This window comes from Pseudonocardia hierapolitana, from assembly GCF_007994075.1.
Taxonomy (GTDB): Bacteria; Actinomycetota; Actinomycetes; order Mycobacteriales; family Pseudonocardiaceae; genus Pseudonocardia; species Pseudonocardia hierapolitana.
This window is the reverse complement of record NZ_VIWU01000001.1, coordinates 564857-583201: the sequence shown is the minus strand read 5'-3', so window position 1 is coordinate 583201 and position 18345 is coordinate 564857. Positions and strand designations below refer to the sequence as shown.

Here is an 18345-nt window from a genome sequence, read left to right as displayed (position 1 = left end):
CTTCATCGGGTGAGATCGAGCCTGGCGCGTTCCACGAGCGACCCCGACGACCGCGGCTGCTCGAAGATCGCCTCCGCATGACGGCCGCGCAGGTCGAGCGTGGCGATCGTGTTGCCGAACAGCGGTCCGAGCAGGCGCCGCCAGGACAGCGGCTTGGGCGGCGCCCCCGCCCGCAGCGCCCACCGCTCGGCCGCGCGGTGCGCCAGGCGGGACCAGGCGAGCCGGAAACCCGGCCGGACGAACCAGTGGATCTTGTTGTGCACCGGCGAGCACGTGAGCTGGTGGACGGGGGCCCGTGGGGCTCCCTGCAGGTCGGCCCGCGCGACGTAGCTGTGGTGGACGTCGCCGGAGAGCACGGTGACGCTGGCGATGCCGCTCGCGGCGGCGCGGTCGATCAGCGCGGTGAGCCGGTCGAACGAGGAACGGAACGCGGCCCAGTGCTCCAGGTCGGCGGCCCGCCGGATGGCCTCGGCGAACCGGCCGCGGCGACCGGGCCGGGCCGCGGCGATCTCGTTGACGGTCTCGAGGTCGCCGATCGCGTGCGGCAGCAGCCACGGGACCGACGTCCCGATCAGCAGGTGGTCGACCTCGCCCGGTGCCGCGGCCTGGCGCTCGATCCAGGAGAACTCCGACTCGCTCAACATGAGGTGCTGCCCGCCCTCGAGGATCCGCCCGTTCCGCGAGTCGATCATCAGCAGCCTGCTGCGGCCGACGTCCCACCGGAAGCTGAACCGCACACCCTTCGCGCCGTCGACCTCGGCGTCCGCGCGGTCGGCGAGCTCCACCAGCAACGGCCACGTGTCGCCGTCGTGCTCCACGATCTTGCGGTGGTCGGCGCTCGACCCGAGCTCGTCGGGGGCCAGGTTGCCGATGTGCTGGTACACCCAGTACGACGCCAGCGCGGCGCGGATCCGCTCGCGCCACCAGGGCTTCTCGTGCATCTCCGCACGCCATTGGGCCGAGGTGTTCCAGTCGTCGCGGACGTCGTGGTCGTCGAAGATCATCGCCGTGGGCACGGTGGACATCAGCCACCGGATCTCCGGGTCGGTCCAGGCGTCGCAGTACAGCCCGACGTACTCGTCGAAGCCGACGATCTCGTCGTCCGGCCAGTCCGGGTGCCGGTCGACCCGCGCGGCGATCCGGCGGCGGTTGCGGGGCGTCAGCTCGTCGGCGTACACCTGGTCGCCGAGCAGCAGGAGCGCATCGGGCCACTCCTCGTGCGGCCGGCCGGCCATGCGTGCCGCATAGGCGTCGAGGGCGTCGATCCCCAGCTGTGCCGACAGCTTCCGGTCGGTCACCTTGGAGTAGCGGCACGAGCCGAAGACGACCCGGTGGGCCTCGGCACCCCCGCGGGTGCGGATGACGCTCGGCGGGAATGGGCTCGTGGCCGGCGGCCACACCCGCTCACCGTCCACCGCCACCTCGTAGGGCGTCACGCTGCCCGGCGTGAGTTCCGTGACCGGCACGAGCGCGTAGTGGTACCCCGCCACCTCGAACGTCCGCGCGGTGCACCCGAGCACCGACACCGAGGCAGCCCGATCGGTCTGGACCCACACGGACGCCGTGGTCTCGCCGACGTGGCGGAGCACCGGCCCGAGTACGAGGGTCACGGGCCCACCCTAGTGAGTGACGGGCCCGTGCCGCCGTCACCGGCTGATACATCGCGCTGCTACGCAGATGTACGTATGGCGGCCCGTGCCGCCCATCCATGAACGTTCCGGGGAGGGCGCAGGATCACCACCACCTGGGAGCGACCGATGGCGAACGACTTCCCCCGCGTACTGCTGGACCTCCGGCACGGCGAGCACGTGGTCACGGACGAGCTCGCGCAGGCGCAGCTGCACGCCGCCGTCCCGGCGCCGACGTCGATCTCCGCGGCCATCCGGCAGGTGGACGCCCCCGGCCCGATCCAGGAGATCTCGACACCGTTCGGCTACCTGTTCCCCCAACTCGCGGACGACTTCCCGGCCGCTCACCTGGATGCGGATCCGGCCGAACAGACCGTCCGGGCGTTGAAGGCGCTCGGCGCGGCGATGATCGAGCAGCAGGCGTCGGATGCAGGCGGTGACTCGACACTCCCGCCGATCCTCACCTACTGGGGCCAGTTCGTGGACCACGACCTGACCGCCAACACCGACCGCGACGACGACCTCTCGATCACCGTCGACGACCTCCGTCCGCTGCGGCCGCAGCAGGTCGTCGAGCAACTGGTGAACCTGCGCGAGCCGCGGCTGAACCTCGACTCCGTGTACGGCAACGGGCCCAAGGCGTCGGGGCAGCCGGGGCAGGTCCCCTACGACGGGAACAAGTTCGTCATCGGTGAGCCGACACCGGCCCCGATCCCCACTCCGGTCGCCGGCTCCGACCTTCCACGAGTTGATCGCGTGGCCCAGATCGGCGACGGACGCAACGACGAGAACCTGATCGTCGCGCAGTTGCACCTGGCCTTCCTGAAGTTCCACAACAACGTCGTCGACTGGCTCGCGGGGCGCGGCGTCGACGACTTCGAGCGGGCCCGCGAGCTCACCACCTGGCACTACCAGCTCGCGACCGTCGAGGACTTCCTCGAGCAGATCGCCGATCCCGGCGTGGTCGACGGCCTCCTGGACGGCACGATTCCGCCGGCGTTCCAGCCCGACGAGCAGAACCCGTTCATGCCTCTCGAGTTCTCGGTGGCCGCCTACCGGTTCGGGCACAGCATGGTGCGCGGCGCCTACGACTGGAACCAGAACTTCGGAGCGCCGGTCGACGGCGGCAGCAACACGATCGACGACGCTCCGTTCGACCTGCTGTTCCGCTTCACCGGTCGCGGTGGGCTCAGCCCGAGGCCGGACCAGCCCAACCCGACACTCCCGGACAACTGGCCGGCCCAGTTCGAACGCCTCACCGGCGCCGAGCCGAAGCCGGCCGACCCGGACAACCGGTTCCAGAACCGGGTCGCGCGGAAGATCGACACGCATCTCGCCCCGCCGCTGGGCGACCTGCTCAACGAAGGCACCGACCCGACGACGGCCCCCGAGCGGATCCGCCGGCTGCTCAAGCGGCTGGCCGTGCGCAACCTGCTGCGCGGCTACCGGCTCGCCATCCCGACGGGGCAGGCGGTCGCCGCCGAGCTGGGCCTCGTACCGCTCACCAGCACCCAGCTGACCCGAGACGGCGGGCCGGTGGCGGACACACTGCTGGACAACCCCGAACTGCTGCGCGGCACCCCGCTGTGGTTCTACGTCCTCAAGGAGGCCGAGCTCGGTGGCGGGAACCGCCTCGGACCGGTCGGGAGCCGGATCGTCGCCGAGACCCTGATCGGCCAGCTCAAGGCCGACCCCGCCTCCTACCTGCGCACGAACTTCCAGCTCAGCGACGGCGTGACCAAACCGGACGGGAGCGAGGTCCGCACGATCATCGACTTCCTGCAGTTCGCCGGCATGCATCCCTGACCGCCGGGTGCCCGGCCTCCGGGCACCCGCGGGTCGTCTCAGGCGTTGTCGAGTGCGAGCAATGCGGCGCCGATCTTGCCGGCGTCGCCGCCGAAGGTCGCCGGCACGACGGGCGGGACGCCGCGTGCCGTGGGGGCGTACGCGTACTCGCGGGCCGTGGCCCGGGCGGGCGCGAGCAGCAGCTCACCCGTCTCGACCAGTCCGCCCCCGACGACCACGGCGTCGACCTCGAAGATGTTCGCCAGCGACGCGATGCCGACCCCGAGCCAGCGCCCGAGCCGGGCGAACAGGGCCTTCGCGACCTCGTCGCCCTGCTGGACGGCCTCGAGGACCGTGTGCCCGGTGACCTCGCCCTCCTCGGCACCGAGCCGGGCGATCAGCCCGTCCGGGTCGTCGGCCGCGGCGTCGCGGGCCATGCGCGTGAGCGCGGTGCCCGATGCGTACGCCTCGAAGCAGCCGTGGTTGCCGCAGCCGCAGCGGGGGCCGTCCGGGTTGAGGATGATGTGGCCCAGCTCGGCGCCGAGGCCGGTGGGCCCACGGTAGATCTTGCCGTCCATCACGAGGCCGCCGCCGATGCCGGTGCCGACCGTGACCAGCACCATGTTCGGGTACGGCTCGCCGAGGCGGGCCTCCGCGAGCGCGGCGACGTTGGCGTCGTTGTCGACGGTGACCGGCAGGTTGGTGACCTTCTCGAGCTGCTCGCGCACCGGCCAGTCGCGGTAGGAGTTGTTCGGCGCCCACAGCATCCTGCCCGCGGGCCACTCGACGATCCCGGCGGCGCCGACCCCGATCGTGACGACGTCGTGCTCCGCGCGGAGCCGTTCGATCATCGAGAGGAGCACGGTGGTGACCGACTCGGCGTCGGACTCCTCCGGTGTCGGTTCGACGAGCTCCGTCACCACGGTGCCGTGCTCGTCGACTACGGCGCCGGCGATCTTCGTGCCGCCGATGTCGAGCCCGATGGCCAGCCTGGGGGTCGTCACCCCCGAATGATGGCACCACCCGTTGATCGATACAGCGTTCGGTCGAATCAGCGTTTGGGTGCGCCGTCGGGCGGGGAAGCGCTCGACATGCTCCTACGACGAGTCGCCCGCCCCATGCTCGCCGCCTTGTTCATCCAGGGCGGCATCAACGCGCTCCGTGCGCCGGAGGCGCACGCGCAGGCCGCCAAGCCGGTGCTCGACGCGGTGGCACCGGCGGTCGACAAGGCGACCGAGGTCGCCCCCGTCGACCAGCGGCCCGACGACGTCATGCTGATCAAGATCGACGCCGGCGTCAAGATCGCCGCGGGGACGATGCTCGCGTTCGGCAAGTTCCCCCGCCTCGCCTCCACGGCACTGGCGGCGACGCTCATCCCGACGACGCTGGCCGCCCACCGGTTCTGGGAGGAGACCGACTCCCAGCGCAAGCAGGAGCAGCAGATCCACTTCCTGAAGAACGTCAGCATGCTCGGCGGCCTCCTGATCGCCGCGGCCGACACCGAGGGCAAGCCGTCCCTCGGCTGGCGCGGACGCAGGGCGGCGCGGCTCGCCGCGGCGCAGGCCGGCGTGGTGACGGGCGCCGCGGCCGACGCCACCGGCCGCGTCACCGGCGCGGTGCACGACGCGGGCGGCAAGCTCTCCGGATCCACGCGCCAGGCAGGCGGCACGGTCGCAGGCCTCGCCGCCGGGCTGGCCGGACTCGCCCCCGCCGCCGGCGCAGCCGTCTCCTCCCGGGCGGACCTCTCCTCGCGAGCCGCCGACCTGAGCCGCCGCGCCGCCAAGGCCCGCCGCAGGGCCGAGAAGCGTGGCGCGAGGCTGCAGAAGGTGGCCGGGAAGCGCGCCGCCCAGCTGCAGAAGGCCGCCGAGAAGCGCAGCGCGCAGCTGCGGAAGCGCGCGGCGAAGCGGGGCGCCGAGCTGCAGAAGCGGTTCGACCGGAGCCCCGGCCTCGCCACCAAGCTCGGCCACGACGTCGCCGCCCGCGCTTCGGCGGTCGGTCACGAGGTCGCCCACCAGGCCGGCGGGCTGGCCAAGGACGCGCGCAAGCGCGCCCACGCCCTCACCCACTGACGACCGTCACCGCGGCCCGGCACGCTGCGGTGGGTGCCGGGCGGCAGTAATAGCTGGTGCCGCCGCCCGAAGATCCCTCCGAGCACGACGTGAGCGTCGCGGCGATCGCGCTGCTGTGCTTCCCGCGGCGATCTCCGAGCGAAGATCGCCGCGAGAAGCACCTCAGGGTGCGGTCGACCGCATCGTCGTACTGTTCGCGCCCGCCCTCAGACGGTGACGATCGTCGCCTCGGTGCTGGGAGGCTCCGGGCGACGGCGGAACTCACCGCGGCAGCGGCGTTCGGTAGCCTCGCGGGGCCGGGGCGGTAGCTCAGCTGGTCAGAGCAGCGGACTCATAATCCGTCAGGTCGTGGGTTCGAGCCCCACCCGCCCCACTTCCGGTGCTGGTCAGAGCATCGGAGCAGTGGAGGCTCAAGATCAGCGCCACTCATTACTCGCGACAACTCTTGGACGCATGAAACCCATGGCGGCGCCGCGTTGAGAGCATCGCGGAGCCCTGCACCACAAGCACGAGACGAAGGGCATCGGCTGCCTGCCGCCCGTCTGCTCGCCGGTCCATGTAGATGTCCTGGATGATCGACGGCCAGGAGTGGAGCGGGTCCATTCGCTGCAGTCGCACAACCAGAAGCCGCGTCTCCCTGATCAGGTGACGCGGCGTCCGTGTTGCGAGGTGATCAAGGTTCGGCGATGGAGACGTTCGCCCTGGGCATCTCGTAGGTCAGCTTGCCGCCGCCCTTGATCTCCCTGGCGCCGGTGGTGGTGTGGCCCATGGCCGCGAGCTCGGACTCGGGGACTCCGACGGGTGTGCCGGTGGCGGTCCATCCGACCACGAAGAAGCACATGTCGAGCTCGTTGATGCAGAGGAGCGGGTAGGCCTGCGGGGTGGCGATGAGCGGGGCGTCGGGCAACGTCAGGCTCCGATCGAGGTGGCGGCCCAGGGGGTGAAGGTGTCCCAGGTGGCGCGGACGGGGTCGCCGATCGGGGAGGCGGCGCTCGCGAGCACGACGAGGACGAGCGCGAAGATCGGCGTGGCGGGCTGGGTCTGCTCGTTCACGCCGGTCTGTCTATCGGGTCGCGCGGACTCGCGTCTATCGGCCATTCCGCTCAGCCCGTGAACACGCTGCACGGCGTGCCGATCTCCGGCGCCGAGAACGAGCAGTGGACCCCCGACCGCATCCGTGGGCTCGCCCCGACGACGGTCGTCGAGATCGCCCCGCTGCCGGCACCTGCCCGGCGAAGCCGGAGCTCACCCCGCCAGCCCTCCCAGGACCAGTGTCAGGGTCAGCGCCGCGGCACCGTGACAGGTCCTGCTGATGCGGCCGGCGGCGCCTGCCCAAGATCTCATGGCGGAGGTTCGCCTGGGCCAGGCCGGCACGGCTCGGTCGGAGTACCGAACGGGGTCGGCCGGCCTCGTACTTCCGGTCGAGGGAGGGCGACGTTGCGGCACGGGTTGCCGAGACAGCGACGGCTCCATGGCTGGGCGAAGTCCGTGGCCGCGCCGCCCGGCCACGGTTGGCTCGCACCGAGTCTGGTGAGTGGCCCTAGTCCAGCGTGACGACGACCTTGCCCTTGGCGCGCCCCTGGTCGACGTAGGCCACCGCCTCGAGCGTCTCGTCGAACGGGAAGATCCGGTCGACGACCGGGCGGAGGTGTCCGGCGTCGATGAGCGTGGTGAGCTCTCGCAGCTGCGCCCCGCTGGCCCGCATGAACAGGAACGAGTACGTGACGCCACGCCGCTTCGCCCGGGTGCGGATGCGGCGGCTCAGCAGTGCGATGGCCGTGCGCACGAACCATGGCGCTCCGAGTTCCTTCGCGAAGGTGGGGTCCGGAGGGCCGCTGATGCCGATCACCAGTCCGCCGGGCTTGACCACCGTCAGCGACTTCTCGAGCGTCTCGCCTCCCAGTGGGTCCAGCACGACGTCGTAGTCGGACAGGACGGTGGCGAAGTCGTCGGTCTTGTAGTCCACGACGACGTCGGCGCCGAGGCTCTTCACCCGGTCCACGTTCGCGGTGCTCGTGGTGGTCGCGACGGTCGCGCCCAGGTGCTTCGCGAGCTGGATCGCCATCGTTCCCACGCCGCCGGAGCCGGCGTGGACGAGGACCTTCTGGCCGGCGGTCACGTGTGCTCGTTCGACGAGCGCCTGCCATGCCGTGAGACCCACCAGCGGTACCGCGGCCGCTTCCTGCATGGACAGTGAGGCCGGTTTGAGCGCGAGGTCCTCCTCGTCGATGGCGATGAGCTCCGCGAACGTCCCGATGCGGTCCTTGCCGGGCCGCGCGTAGACCTCGTCGCCCACCGCGAACCCCCGCACCGCGGGTCCCACGCGGGTGACGACGCCCGCCACGTCGTTCCCGAGCACGAACGGCGGCCGGTAGGGGAGGATGAGCTTGAACTCACCGTCGCGGATCTTGGAGTCCAGCGGGTTGACGCCGGCGGCGCGGACCCGGACCAGGACGTCGCGGTCTCGCAACTCGGGTTCGCGCACCTCGCCTGCCCGGAGTCCGTCCTTGCCGTAGCGCTCGACGACGAATGCCTTCATGGCGGCCTGCTTTCCTTGCGATCGATGCTTCGGCCCGCCGTCGGCGCACGGGTGTGCGGCGCGTCAGCCCTGTTGGATGGCGTCCAGGGCGGCGAGGGCGTTGTGGATGCCCTGCTCGAGGACCTCGTCGGCGAGTCGTCGGTCGGCCAGGGCGCGGGAGAGTTGCAGCGTGCCGACCAGCAGGGCGTAGATGCTGAGCGTCTTGGCGCGTGCCGACTGCGGGTCGCGCGGGGCCAGGCGGGAGGCGATGTCGTCGATGAAGGCCAGCACGGCGTCGGTGTACGCCTGTTTGGTGGCGTCGGAGCAGCGCCCGATCTCGTCGAGCAGGGCGGCGGACGGGCAGCCGTCCTCCGGGTTGTCGCGATGCTCGGCCGACAGGTAGGCGCGCACGAGCTGCTCGACGCCGGCGCGGCCCGGCGCCACCGCCTGGAGGCCCTCGTACTGCGTGCGGACCTGGTCGGCGACCGCGGTGGCGACCAGGTCCTCCTTCGACGCGAAGTGGGCGTAGAACGCGCCGTTGGTCAGCCCCGCGTCCGCCATGAGCGTGGCAACGCCGGAGCCGTCGATGCCGTCGCGCTTCAACCGGCGCCCGGCCGCCTCGATGATCCGCTGCCGCGTCGCCTCCTTGTGCTCCTTGCCGTACCGCACCACACGCTCCTCCCACGGACTGACACGCCCTATGAGAGTACGGTCATAATTTTATTTTGGCAAATAGCTGTCGCGGGCCGGCCGTCAACGCTATGGTCGTACGATCATAATCTCAAAATTCGGGAGCTGATGATGACAGCAACACGGCCGGTGGCGCTCGTGACGGGCGCGTCCTCCGGCATCGGCAAGGCGGCCACGCTCGCGCTCGCCGCAGCGGGGTTCCAGGTGATCGGGACGAGCCGCGACACCTCGCGAGTGACCCCTGGTGACGGTGTGACGCTGCTGGACCTCGACGTCACCAGTGACGAGTCGGTCGCCACCGTGGTCGAGAAGGTCATCGAGCGGTTCGGGCGCCTCGACGTCCTGGTCAACAACGCCGGGCTCGGCACCAACGGGGCCGCCGAAGAGAGCTCCGTCGGCCAGGCGCAGGGCGTCTTCGACGTCAACGTCTTCGGCCTCATGCGGATGACGAAGGCCGTCCTGCCGCACATGCGCGCCCAGGGACGCGGACGCGTCATCAACATCTCGTCCGTGTTCGGGTTCGTCCCCAGCCCCTTCATGGCCGTCTACGGTGCGTCCAAGCACGCGGTCGAGGGTTACTCCGAGTCGCTCGACCACGAGGTCCGGGAGCACGGCGTCCGGGTCCTGCTCGTGGAGCCCGGCACGACCAACACCCCGTTCGACGCGAACCTGCTGCTGGCCGACACCCCGTTGCCGGTCTACGCGCAGCAGCGGCACATCTTCGACGAGGTGGTGGCCGCCTCGTTCCGGAACGGCGACGACCCCGCCATCGTCGCCAAGGTGATCGTCAGCGCGGCCACCGACCAAAAGCCGAAACTGCGCTACCCCGCGGGCCCGCTCGCCGGCCGCGTCACCGTGCTCCGCCGACTCGTCCCCGCCCGGGCCTTCGACAAGAGCATTCGCAAGTTCAACCGGATGCCGGTCTGACGTCTGCCCTCCGAGCTCGCCCGGAGGGCTGACCGGTGCCGTCCGGCTTCGCGCTGCCTGACGGGGGACTCGAGCCGGTCTGCGTGCGTGGGGGGACCGGTGCTCGATCGGGAGAAGAGTCCGGGGCAGCGGTGGACGCGGGGCGTTCGGCTCGAGCTTCCATCTCCTGGGCGATGGCGGCCGCGAAGGCGTCCACGTCGGCCTCGGTGGTGTCGACGGTGGGCACCGGGATCAGCTTCAGCCCCGCCACCTTCTCGGGTGCGCCGCACTCGTCCAGGTTGATGTGCGCGGACTCCGGGCAGACCACCGCGCTCCACCGGTCGCACATCGCCTGCAGCCCGACCACGTTGGCGCCGCTGCCGTTGAAGACCGGGTAGACCTCGGCGTCCTCGCCGAAACGGTCCTCGATCAGATCGCGCAGCCGGGCGGTGTGGACGTCCGCGCCGTAGGCGGGCTGGTGTCCCACGTCGGCGGCGGCCAGCACCGCCATGACGTCCGGGTGTACCGATCCGGTCAGGCGGGGCCGCGGTGTCACTGACCCTTCTCGGTCAGCAGTGGGAAGGCGCCGTTCTCGTCGTGCACCTCGCGGCCCGTGAGGGCCGGGTTGAACACGCAGACGGCGCGGAACTCGGTGTGGGCGCGCAGGGTGTGGTGCTGGTGCGCGTCGACCAGGTACATCACGCCGGGCTCGAGGCTGTGCGTGTCACCGGTCTCGTCGTCGACCAGCTCGCCATGGCCCTCGATGACGTAGACGGCCTCGACGTGGTCGGCGTACCACATCGTGATCTCGGTGCCCGCGTGCACGACGGTGTCGTGCAGGGAGAAGCCGACCTTCTCCTCGGCGAGCGCGAGGCGTCGGCTGGTCCAGGTGGGGCCCTTCACCTCGCGCTCCGTGCCGATGACCTCTTCCAGCGAACGGACGATCATGGGCTGCGACTCCTCTCGGTTCGTCCTCGGCGGTGGGTCGGAAGGAACACCACGACCTTGACCGCCTGCGCTGCTCCCCGGGAAGTGGCATGAATGCCCATCGCCGACAAGATTCGGTCACGTGGGGCCGAGCAGTCTCAGCTGGGCTCGAGGATGGCGGCGAAGCGTCGCTCGGCGAGGTCGAACTGTCCGTCGATCTTCGCCTTGACGTCGTCGGCCAGCGGTGTGTCGGGTCGGGCGACGAGCTCGCGCAGCACCGGGACGAGCGGGGTGTACTTCACCGCGGCCCGGCGTACCTTCGGGCCGATCGTGTAGAGGATGCCGACGCCGTTGTCGGTGAAGTCGGAGACCTTGATCGGCCGAGCCCACGGGGCGGCGGCCAGGCTCGCCGCCACGTGCTCCCGGTACTGCTCGTCCTTGTCGCGGGCCGGGTCGTACTCGGGGTTGGTCACCGCGGCGACCAGCTCGGCCACCCGTGGGCCGAAATCGCGGGCGAGCACGGCCAACGCCGCCGCCGTGGCGTCCACCGGCGCGCCGCCCGCCAGCTCGTCGGGGTGGTCCTCGACGGCGTCGTGCAGCAACGCGGCGGCGAGCACGTCGACGTCGCGGACCCGGTAGTGGCACATGATCCGGATGCTGACGCGCAGCAGGTGGTTGAGGACGGGTTCGCGAGACCGGCGGTCATCGCGGTGCAGGCGCTCCGCGAGCCGGAACGCCCGTTCCAACACCGCCTGCTCGGTCTCGGGGAAGGAGGCGATCTCGAGCTGGAACCGCCTGCGCAGCCCCTGCTCTCCGTAGACCTCGGTGACGACGTGCAGCGGGAGGGAGAGGAGATACCTCGGCGTCAGCTCGTCCATGGGCGAGGTTAACCCGATCGATCATTTCGTTGATCCGTTCGTGACGAAGCGAACCGCAGTGCCGGCACCTCGCGCAGGCCCGAGTTCGTGGGCAGCCGGGCGAGCTCCAGGTCCTGCATGCGGAACCGCCTGCCGTCGATGCGCGTCACCGCCTCGACGGTCGCGGTGAGCTCGGTGGCCGCGCGCAGCGCGCCGACACCGGTGTTCAGCACCCGGACGGCGATGGTGTTCCGCCCGGCGCGCAGCCGGTCCGTGACGTCGACGGTGTACGGCGGCGCCCACGCCCAGCCGCAGGTCTCGCCGTTCACCAGGACCTGTGCGACCTCGCCCACCGGTGCGGTGACCTCGGCGCGGAACGACGCACCGCGCAGGCCCCGTTCACCGGCGACCGCCTGCGCGCGGGCGTGCACCGGACCGAGGTCGAGCAGGACGCGGCCGTCGAGGCGTTCGGCCGGCAGATCGACGGTCGCCTCGTAGGTGGCGGCGCCCGAGTGGTCGGCCCGCCCCGCGTCGTCCTCCCACCGGTGCGGCAGCGCGACCTCCTGCCGCACGTCCGGGGCGTCGGCGTACGCGACGGTCCACGGCCCGGCGAGGGCCACCGTCTCGACCGGGCCTGCGGCCGGTGCGGCCGGGACGTCCGCGTCGGGTGCGGGCAGCGCGACGACGACGGCTGCCTCGTACGGCTGCAGCTCCAGCGGCACCCCACCGTCGCGCACCTCGATCCGGTGGGCCCGCCCGGTGCGGGCGTCCCACCGTTCGAACGCGGTGGCGGCGTCGCGCGGTCGCAGGGTGAACGCGCGCGGGGACGGGCCGGTGTTCGCGACGAAGTAGACGTCGGTCTCGCCCGCGCGGCGGTGGGCGATTCCGATCTCCGGCGCGGCCGTGGCGTCCGGCGGCACGAGCGCGCCGAGCGCGGGCAGCAGCGCGTCGACGTCCTCGACACCGGTCCAGCCGTCGCGGTGCACGCTGCCGCCGACGGTGACGACGATGCCGCCCGCGGCGGTGTGCTTCTCGAGCAGGCGCGCGGTCGCCTCCGGCAGGTCGCACACGTTCGGCAGGACGACCACCCGGTACCGGCTCCAGTCGGCCTCCCGGAGGGCGGTGTCGTCGACGAGGTCGTAGTCGTACCCGGCCTCGCGCAGGGCGGCGGGCAGCGCCTCGCCGATGTGCCAGCGGGTGGCGTGCCAGAGGTCGAGGTAGCCGCGGGTGCCGGGGGTGAAGTGCTGCGCGGCGTCGCGGCTCGGCGCGTAGAGGGCGACGTCGACGACCGGGTCGCCCTGCCGCATCAACCAGCAGAGGCGGTGCAGGTACCGGGTGAGCTCGGGCATCGCAGGCCACCACGGGTTGGCGTCGTTCAGCGCCCCGGACGCGTAGAAGATCCAACCGGGGGCATGCGCGTCCGGCGGGGAGTACGGCCAGCCGTGCCCGATGAGCTGGTTGACGCCCAGGAGGAGGTGCTCGTGCGCCTCACCGGCGAGGTCGAGCGGGGTGGCGGCGAAGGACGGCGAGTGCACCCAGGTCCACGTCTCCGAGGAGACCACCGGTCGCTGGTACAGGTGCGCGGCCGACGTCGCCCACTTGGTCTGCGTGACCGAGCGCCATCCCCAGCCCTCGCCCTCCGGGAGGTCGGCGTGCCGGTAGGCCGACAGCGTGCCCGGCGGCTGCCCGTAGCTCTGGATGCGGAACAGGACGCCGTGCTCGTTCGCCCATTCCCGCACGACGGCGACGAAGTTCTCCTCGTAGAGCTCGCCGAGCGTCGCCGCGACGTCGGCGCGGACCCGTTCGCATCCCTCACCGCGGGTGTGCAGCAGGGGCAGTACGGGCAGGAGGTCGTAGCCGCGGCGGGCGTGGAACTCCGCCGGCAGATCCGGGGTCCAGTCCGCGCCGTACACCTCGAGGCTGTCGCAGAACACCGCGGTGACGAGCCCGCTCGGGACGGCCGTGAGGATCGGGTCGGCGACCGCCCGCAGGTGCGCCTCGGTGGCGGCGCGGCTGCAGTGGTCGAGCACCGGGCCCTCAGCTCCGGCCGCGGCGCGCTTGACGTTCTGGCCGGTCGGGCTCGAGACGGCGAGGAGGACCATCCGCGGTCCCGAGCCCTCCGGCACCTGGACCGCGCCGTCGCGGATCGACAGCTGCTCCCACGTCGAGGGTGGCTCCTGCTCCGAGCCGTCGCCGATGTACGCGGCGACGAGCTCGTCACCCGGCCACGGCTGGGCGGCGGCGATCCGCATCGCGCGTCGCGGCACCTCGCGCACGTCCCACCGCAGCCGGCGCGCGGCGGTCTCGTCGGTGATGTGCGGGCCGCCGTACGACCAGCCGCTGCCGAGCGTGACGTCGAAGCGCATGCCGAGCCGGGACGCCGTCTCGGCGGCGAACCGGAGCCGGGTCAGGTGCCGTTCGGAGAGGAACCCGCCGGCGTCCCGCTCCGCCCGCGACGTCGACAGCGGGTACACCGCGGCGACCTCGACGCCGCCGATGCCGGCCGCCGCCATGGCCTCCAGCTCGCGCGCCAGCTCGGCCTCCTCGACGAAGGGGCCGAACCACCACCAGCGCATCATGATCCGGCCGTCCGGTGGCGGGGCGGCGAAGCCTTCTCGCAGCGAACGCACGGCCTGCCCTGGTGACGGCATCGTCTTCGGCTCCTCTGATCGCCCGGAATTGGAACGTATCAACCGGTGGCGCGGCTCACAAGGCGAGATCAACGGGCCTTGCCGATCGTGGGCCAGGGAAGTGGTTGAAGCGATTCAGAGGCGCGTGTACCGCCACACGGGCGAGCTCGTAGAGTTCGCCTCCGTCGTCGATGTGAGGGGTGGGCACATGGCCGGACGGCTGGACGGGAAGGTCGCGCTGATCACGGGGGCGGCGCGCGGGCAGGGGCGCAGCCATGCGGTGCGGCTCGCCGCCGAGGGTGCGGACGTGATCGCGGTGGACATCTGCCGCCAGATCGACACCGTCGCCTATCCGCTCGCCACGACGGGGGACCTGGCGGACACCGCGAGCGAGGTCGAGGCGCTGGACCGCCGGATCGTGACGGCCGAGGCGGACGTGCGGGACGCGGACGCGGTGGCCGCGGCCGTTGCCGACGGGGTCGAGAAGCTGGGTGGGGTCGACATCGTGCTGGCCAACGCCGGCATCGGCATGGTCCGCCAGGACGTCGCCGCGCCCGCCGCGTTCCGCGAGGTGCTCGACGTGAACCTGGTCGGTGTGTGGAACACCGTGCACGCCGCGGCGCCGATCATGATCGAGCAGGGCCGGGGCGGGTCGATCGTGCTGACCGGCTCGACGATGGCACTGATCGGGCGTGGCGGTAGCGGGAACGCGGGAGCGGACGGGTACGTGGCGAGCAAGCACGCCATCGTCGGTCTCACGCGGACCTGGGCGAACTGGCTCGCCAGGCACAACATCCGCGTGAACTCCGTCCACCCCACGGGCGTGAGCACGCCGATGATCCACAACCAGGCGATCCAGGAGATGCTGGCGTCGCTCCCGGCGGACGGTCCGGACATGACCAACCTGCTCGACGTCCCGCTGATCGCGGCGGAGGATGTCAGTGCCGCCGTTGCCTGGCTGGTATCCGACGAGGCCCGCTACGTGACCGGCGTGGCGCTGCCGGTCGACGCCGGCATGACGGTGAAGTAGTCGGCGCTTTGACGCACCAGCGGGTTGCTATATCTTCTATGGCAACTCAGTGGTTGCTATTCAATGGAGGTTGACATGGCGTTCCCCGACCGCATCGAGCGGACCGTCGAGCTCGCCCACCCGCCGCAGAAGGTGTGGGCGGCGATCACCACGGCCGAGGGACTCGGCACGTGGTTCGGCCACAAGGCCTCGATCGACCTGCGCCCCGGCGGTGCGGCGGAGCTGACGTGGGACGACGGCGCCACCGCGAACCTGCGCGTCGAGCGCGTGGAGGAGCCGGCGGTCTTCGCCTTCACCTGGCACATCTACGGACTTCCCGAGGAAGACCCCCGCCGCACGTACGTCGAGTTCACGCTCGAACCGGTGGGCTCGGGCACGCGGCTCACCGTGGTCGAGAGCGGCTTCGCGCAGCTCTCGGACGACGCCTACCGCGCCGCGTTCGACGGCAACACCGACGGCTGGCGGCGCGAGCTGGCCGAGCTGGTCGAGTACCTCGATGCCGCCTGACATCGAGGCTATCGCCGAGCAGGTCTTCGTCGCGCTGGCGGACCCGAGCCGACGCGCCATCCTCGCCATGCTGGCATCGCACGGGCCTGCCACCGCGACGGATCTCGCCGAACGCCTGCCGATCACCCGGCAGGCGATCGCCAAGCACCTCGCCCTGCTGTCGGATGCGGGCCTGGTGACAGCGCAACAGGGGGAGCGGCGTCGGGTGCGGTACCGGCTCCGTTCCGCCCCGATGCGGGTGGCGCAGCAGTTCCTCGCTGCGCTCGCCCGCGACTGGGACGGATCCCTCGATGCGTTGCAGGAACACCTCAATCGATGAGGGCAGGTCCGCAGGGCCCGCGGGAGTCAGTGAGCCCGAGCAGCAGAGGCCGGCATCGGGGGTGCGAGCCGGGTCTGCCGCCACATCCCGAAGGCCAGTGGCCACAGCGCGACGATGGCGGCCGCGCCCTGCATGTGGAACTGCACCGCGCCCAGCGGAACGAAGCGGGCCGCGGCCCACACGACGAGCGCGGTGACGACGAGGCGGGTGAGCGGGCGGCTCAGGATCCGCGCTGAGGCGATGCCCTGCGCGAACCCGATCACCCCTACCGCGAAGAGCAGCACGCTCGTGGCCAGTACCGAGATGAACCACGGCTGGAGCACGGCCTGCGTGGCCGCGGCATCGCCGCCGGTGCGTACGGCCGTCATCGGCGCGAACTCGAGCCCCGGCAGGAAGCCGTACAAGACGCTGCCGACGATCACGAACGGCAACGCCCACGGGCTGAACCGTTCCTCGCCCGCGTCGCGCAGGCGGGCCCGGATCGCGAGGAACGCCAGCGCGACGAGGCCGGACGCCACCGCCGTGAGCAGGTGCACGATCCCCCACCACGTCGTGTGGGCCGCGACGGCGTGGGCGACGGCCTCCTCGTCCGGCAACGTCGCGATGAAGGGATGGGTGACGAGCGCGACGAGCAGTACCACGGGTGCGAGTGCCACACCGGCCGCTCCGCGACGCGCCCTCGTTGTCGATGGAGACGGGGTTGTCATGGCGAGGAGGATCGAGCCCGGCGGCGGGCCGTCGCTTCGGGCGAACTGTCCATGTCGGGCCGGCGGCCGGAATGGGTGATTCTGCGCAGCAGCCCGGCCGCTACACCAGCTCGTGCCGGAAGGCGTAGGCCGTGGCGCCTGCCCGCGATGCGACGCCGAGCTTGGAGAAGATGTTGCTGACGTGACGGGCAACGGTCTTCTCGCTGATGACGAGTCTGTCGGCGACCTCGCGGTTGGTCGCCCCCGTTGCGACGAGGCGGAGGACGTCGACTTCCCGCGGGGTCAGCCCGCCCGGAGCGGGCTGCTTCCGTGCGCCGGACAGCTCGGCGGCCCGGGCCAGCGCCGGAGCGGCCCCGAGCTGCTCGAACACGCGACGCGCGGCGTCCAGCTCCATGGCAGCTGAATCGTGGTCGCCCAGCTCACCGCACGCCTGCGCCATGAGCAGGCGTACCCGTGCCGCCTCGTACGGTGCGTCGACGCCCTGCCATGTCGTCCATGCACGGCGCAGCACCCGGTACGCACCGTGAACGTCACCGTCGGCGAGCATGACGGCGCCGCGTGCCGACTCGGCGACCGCACGCAGGTAAGGAGCCTCGAGAACACCGCTGAGCTCGTCCAGGTCGTCCACCGCCGGCCTGGCCGCATCGACGTCGCCGGCGGCCAGGACGATCTCGACGAATGCGGCCAGGACGCGGGCGCGTTTCACGCGGTCGCCCTCGGCCTCCGTCACGACGTGGCGGATGGCCGCCGCCGCGTCACCGATCCGGCCTTGGGCCAGGCGCAGCAGGGCCAGGCCCGGTTGTACGGGGTGGCCGGCCTCGCCCGCCTTGCGGTAGGCCTGCTCGGCGCGCGACAACTCACCGCGCAGGCGCAGCAGCTCTCCCCGCTGGTAGTGCGCCATCCCGAGCACCGGGTCTCCGGGCGGCTCGGCGAGGTGCTGGCACGCCTGCTGCACCTCTGCCATGGCGTCCGGCCAGTCGCCGCGCAGCTGCATGAGCTCCGAGCGGTGGATCAGGCACTGACCGCGGTAGGGCTTGAGGCCTTGCTGGCCGGCGCACCAGCGACTCAACGCCACCGTCCACTCCTGGGCCCGGCGCCAGTCGAAGATGTCGCGGCACGCGATGATCAGCGCGCAGTAGACGATCCCGGCAGCGACGGCCGAGACCTCGCCGGTGGTCACCGCGAGCATCGCCTCGTCGAGCATCGCCACCCCGTCGGTCGCGTTGCCCATCGCGACCAGCGCCTGGCCGCAACCCAGCCGGCTCAACGCCACCAGATCCGGGTCACCGAAACGGTCGGCGATACCCGCGGCTTCGCGGAACACCTCGTGTGCCGTGCTCGGGTCACCGGACTGCAGGGCCTGCAACGCGCCGGGGACCAGGAGGTAGCCGCGTTCGACGGTGTCCCGCGCCGGCTCCAGCAGGCGCCCTGCCCGGCCCAGCCAGCCACCGCCCTCGGCGTGGCGACCGCGCAGGAACAGGAAGATGCCGAGCCAGAACGCGCAGCGCACCGCCCGGCCCACCTCGCCCTGATCGAGGAACGCGAGGTGGGCTCGCTCGAGCCCCTCGGCCGCGGCATCGTCCCTGCCGATCAAGTAGGCGGCCATCGCGAGCCGGTCGAGGTCCTGCGCCTCGAGCCGCGCGTGCTCGTCGGCCGCCGCCAGGGCCTCGTAGGCGTCACGCCAGGCGTGGAGCGCGTACGACTCACGACCGCGCTGCACCGCGTCGGTAGCGCGCATCCGGTCTCCCGTCGGGAGGAACAGCTGGAGTGCC

General features: G+C 71.7%; 18 protein-coding genes and 1 tRNA gene. 7 read left to right on the top strand and 12 right to left on the bottom strand.

From position 1 onward, the window contains the following. Positions 1–2: 2 nt before the first annotated feature. Positions 3–1610 carry an alkaline phosphatase D family protein gene (locus tag FHX44_RS02840; RefSeq protein ID WP_147254025.1) on the bottom strand — a complete coding sequence of 536 codons (1608 nt, stop codon included), beginning with the start codon at positions 1608–1610 and terminating at the stop codon, positions 3–5. 147 nt (positions 1611–1757) lie between these two features. Here FHX44_RS02840 and FHX44_RS02835 point away from each other — a divergent pair, with 147 nt between their 5' ends. After that, positions 1758–3434: a peroxidase family protein gene (locus FHX44_RS02835; protein WP_147254024.1), complete on the top strand. Its 1677-nt coding sequence runs from the start codon at positions 1758–1760 to the stop codon at positions 3432–3434. A 38-nt stretch (positions 3435–3472) separates the two neighbouring features. Here FHX44_RS02835 and FHX44_RS02830 read toward each other — a convergent pair whose 3' ends face one another. Beyond that, positions 3473–4417, bottom strand: a complete 945-nt coding sequence (locus FHX44_RS02830) for an ROK family protein (RefSeq protein WP_147254023.1) — start codon at positions 4415–4417, stop codon at positions 3473–3475. 87 nt (positions 4418–4504) lie between these two features. Here FHX44_RS02830 and FHX44_RS02825 point away from each other — a divergent pair, with 87 nt between their 5' ends. Then, positions 4505–5482 carry a DoxX family protein gene (locus tag FHX44_RS02825; RefSeq protein ID WP_212612301.1) on the top strand — a complete coding sequence of 326 codons (978 nt, stop codon included), beginning with the start codon at positions 4505–4507 and terminating at the stop codon, positions 5480–5482. Positions 5483–5780: 298 nt separating this feature from the next. After that, positions 5781–5855, top strand: a tRNA-Ile gene (locus FHX44_RS02820). 300 nt (positions 5856–6155) lie between these two features. Here FHX44_RS02820 and FHX44_RS02815 read toward each other — a convergent pair. The 4 genes from FHX44_RS02815 to FHX44_RS02805 all read right to left on the bottom strand — a co-directional run bounded on the left by FHX44_RS02815 (position 6156) and on the right by FHX44_RS02805 (position 8669). Beyond that, positions 6156–6389, bottom strand: a complete 234-nt coding sequence (locus FHX44_RS02815; protein ID WP_147254022.1) for a hypothetical protein — start codon at positions 6387–6389, stop codon at positions 6156–6158. Between the two features lie 2 nt (positions 6390–6391). Beyond that, on the bottom strand, positions 6392–6535 hold the full coding sequence (locus tag FHX44_RS41910) for a hypothetical protein (protein WP_170308743.1): 144 nt from the start codon (positions 6533–6535) through the stop codon (positions 6392–6394). A 487-nt stretch (positions 6536–7022) separates the two neighbouring features. After that, complete coding sequence (locus FHX44_RS02810) at positions 7023–8021, bottom strand: NADP-dependent oxidoreductase (protein ID WP_147254021.1); 999 nt, start codon at positions 8019–8021, stop codon at positions 7023–7025. A 63-nt stretch (positions 8022–8084) separates the two neighbouring features. Continuing rightward, a complete protein-coding gene (locus FHX44_RS02805; RefSeq protein WP_246170174.1) occupies positions 8085–8669 on the bottom strand; it encodes a TetR/AcrR family transcriptional regulator in 585 nt (194 codons plus the stop codon). A 132-nt stretch (positions 8670–8801) separates the two neighbouring features. Between FHX44_RS02805 and FHX44_RS02800 the strand changes: the two genes are divergently transcribed. Continuing rightward, positions 8802–9617, top strand: coding sequence for an oxidoreductase (locus tag FHX44_RS02800; protein WP_147254019.1), 816 nt, complete (start codon positions 8802–8804; stop codon positions 9615–9617). Here FHX44_RS02800 and FHX44_RS02795 read toward each other — a convergent pair. The 4 genes from FHX44_RS02795 to FHX44_RS02780 all read right to left on the bottom strand — a co-directional run bounded on the left by FHX44_RS02795 (position 9598) and on the right by FHX44_RS02780 (position 14031). Beyond that, positions 9598–10152 carry a beta-eliminating lyase-related protein gene (locus FHX44_RS02795; protein WP_212612300.1) on the bottom strand — a complete coding sequence of 185 codons (555 nt, stop codon included), beginning with the start codon at positions 10150–10152 and terminating at the stop codon, positions 9598–9600. The two genes, FHX44_RS02800 and FHX44_RS02795, sit on opposite strands and share 20 nt — an antisense overlap. Continuing rightward, positions 10149–10544 carry an ectoine synthase gene (locus FHX44_RS02790; protein ID WP_147254018.1) on the bottom strand — a complete coding sequence of 132 codons (396 nt, stop codon included), beginning with the start codon at positions 10542–10544 and terminating at the stop codon, positions 10149–10151. Before FHX44_RS02790 ends, FHX44_RS02795 begins: the two co-directional genes overlap by 4 nt. A 137-nt stretch (positions 10545–10681) precedes the next feature. Beyond that, complete coding sequence (locus FHX44_RS02785) at positions 10682–11401, bottom strand: HD domain-containing protein (RefSeq protein WP_147254017.1); 720 nt, start codon at positions 11399–11401, stop codon at positions 10682–10684. Between the two features lie 8 nt (positions 11402–11409). Continuing rightward, positions 11410–14031, bottom strand: a complete 2622-nt coding sequence (locus FHX44_RS02780; RefSeq protein ID WP_147254016.1) for a glycosyl hydrolase — start codon at positions 14029–14031, stop codon at positions 11410–11412. A 187-nt stretch (positions 14032–14218) separates the two neighbouring features. Here FHX44_RS02780 and FHX44_RS02775 point away from each other — a divergent pair, with 187 nt between their 5' ends. The 3 genes from FHX44_RS02775 to FHX44_RS02765 all read left to right on the top strand — a co-directional run bounded on the left by FHX44_RS02775 (position 14219) and on the right by FHX44_RS02765 (position 15866). After that, positions 14219–15040: a mycofactocin-coupled SDR family oxidoreductase gene (locus FHX44_RS02775; RefSeq protein WP_147254015.1), complete on the top strand. Its 822-nt coding sequence runs from the start codon at positions 14219–14221 to the stop codon at positions 15038–15040. A 75-nt stretch (positions 15041–15115) separates the two neighbouring features. Beyond that, a complete protein-coding gene (locus FHX44_RS02770; protein ID WP_147254014.1) occupies positions 15116–15547 on the top strand; it encodes an SRPBCC domain-containing protein in 432 nt (143 codons plus the stop codon). Continuing rightward, complete coding sequence (locus FHX44_RS02765) at positions 15537–15866, top strand: ArsR/SmtB family transcription factor (RefSeq protein ID WP_147254013.1); 330 nt, start codon at positions 15537–15539, stop codon at positions 15864–15866. Before FHX44_RS02770 ends, FHX44_RS02765 begins: the two co-directional genes overlap by 11 nt. A gap of 26 nt (positions 15867–15892) precedes the next feature. On the opposite strand, the gene FHX44_RS02760 is transcribed toward FHX44_RS02765, so the two are convergent. Together FHX44_RS02760 and FHX44_RS02755 are read right to left on the bottom strand one after the other, a co-directional pair. After that, positions 15893–16522 carry a hypothetical protein gene (locus FHX44_RS02760; protein ID WP_147254012.1) on the bottom strand — a complete coding sequence of 210 codons (630 nt, stop codon included), beginning with the start codon at positions 16520–16522 and terminating at the stop codon, positions 15893–15895. Between the two features lie 151 nt (positions 16523–16673). Continuing rightward, positions 16674–18311 (bottom strand): helix-turn-helix transcriptional regulator, encoded by a 1638-nt coding sequence (locus tag FHX44_RS02755; protein WP_147254011.1) that lies wholly within the window; start codon positions 18309–18311, stop codon positions 16674–16676. Between the last annotated feature and the right edge of the window lie 34 nt (positions 18312–18345).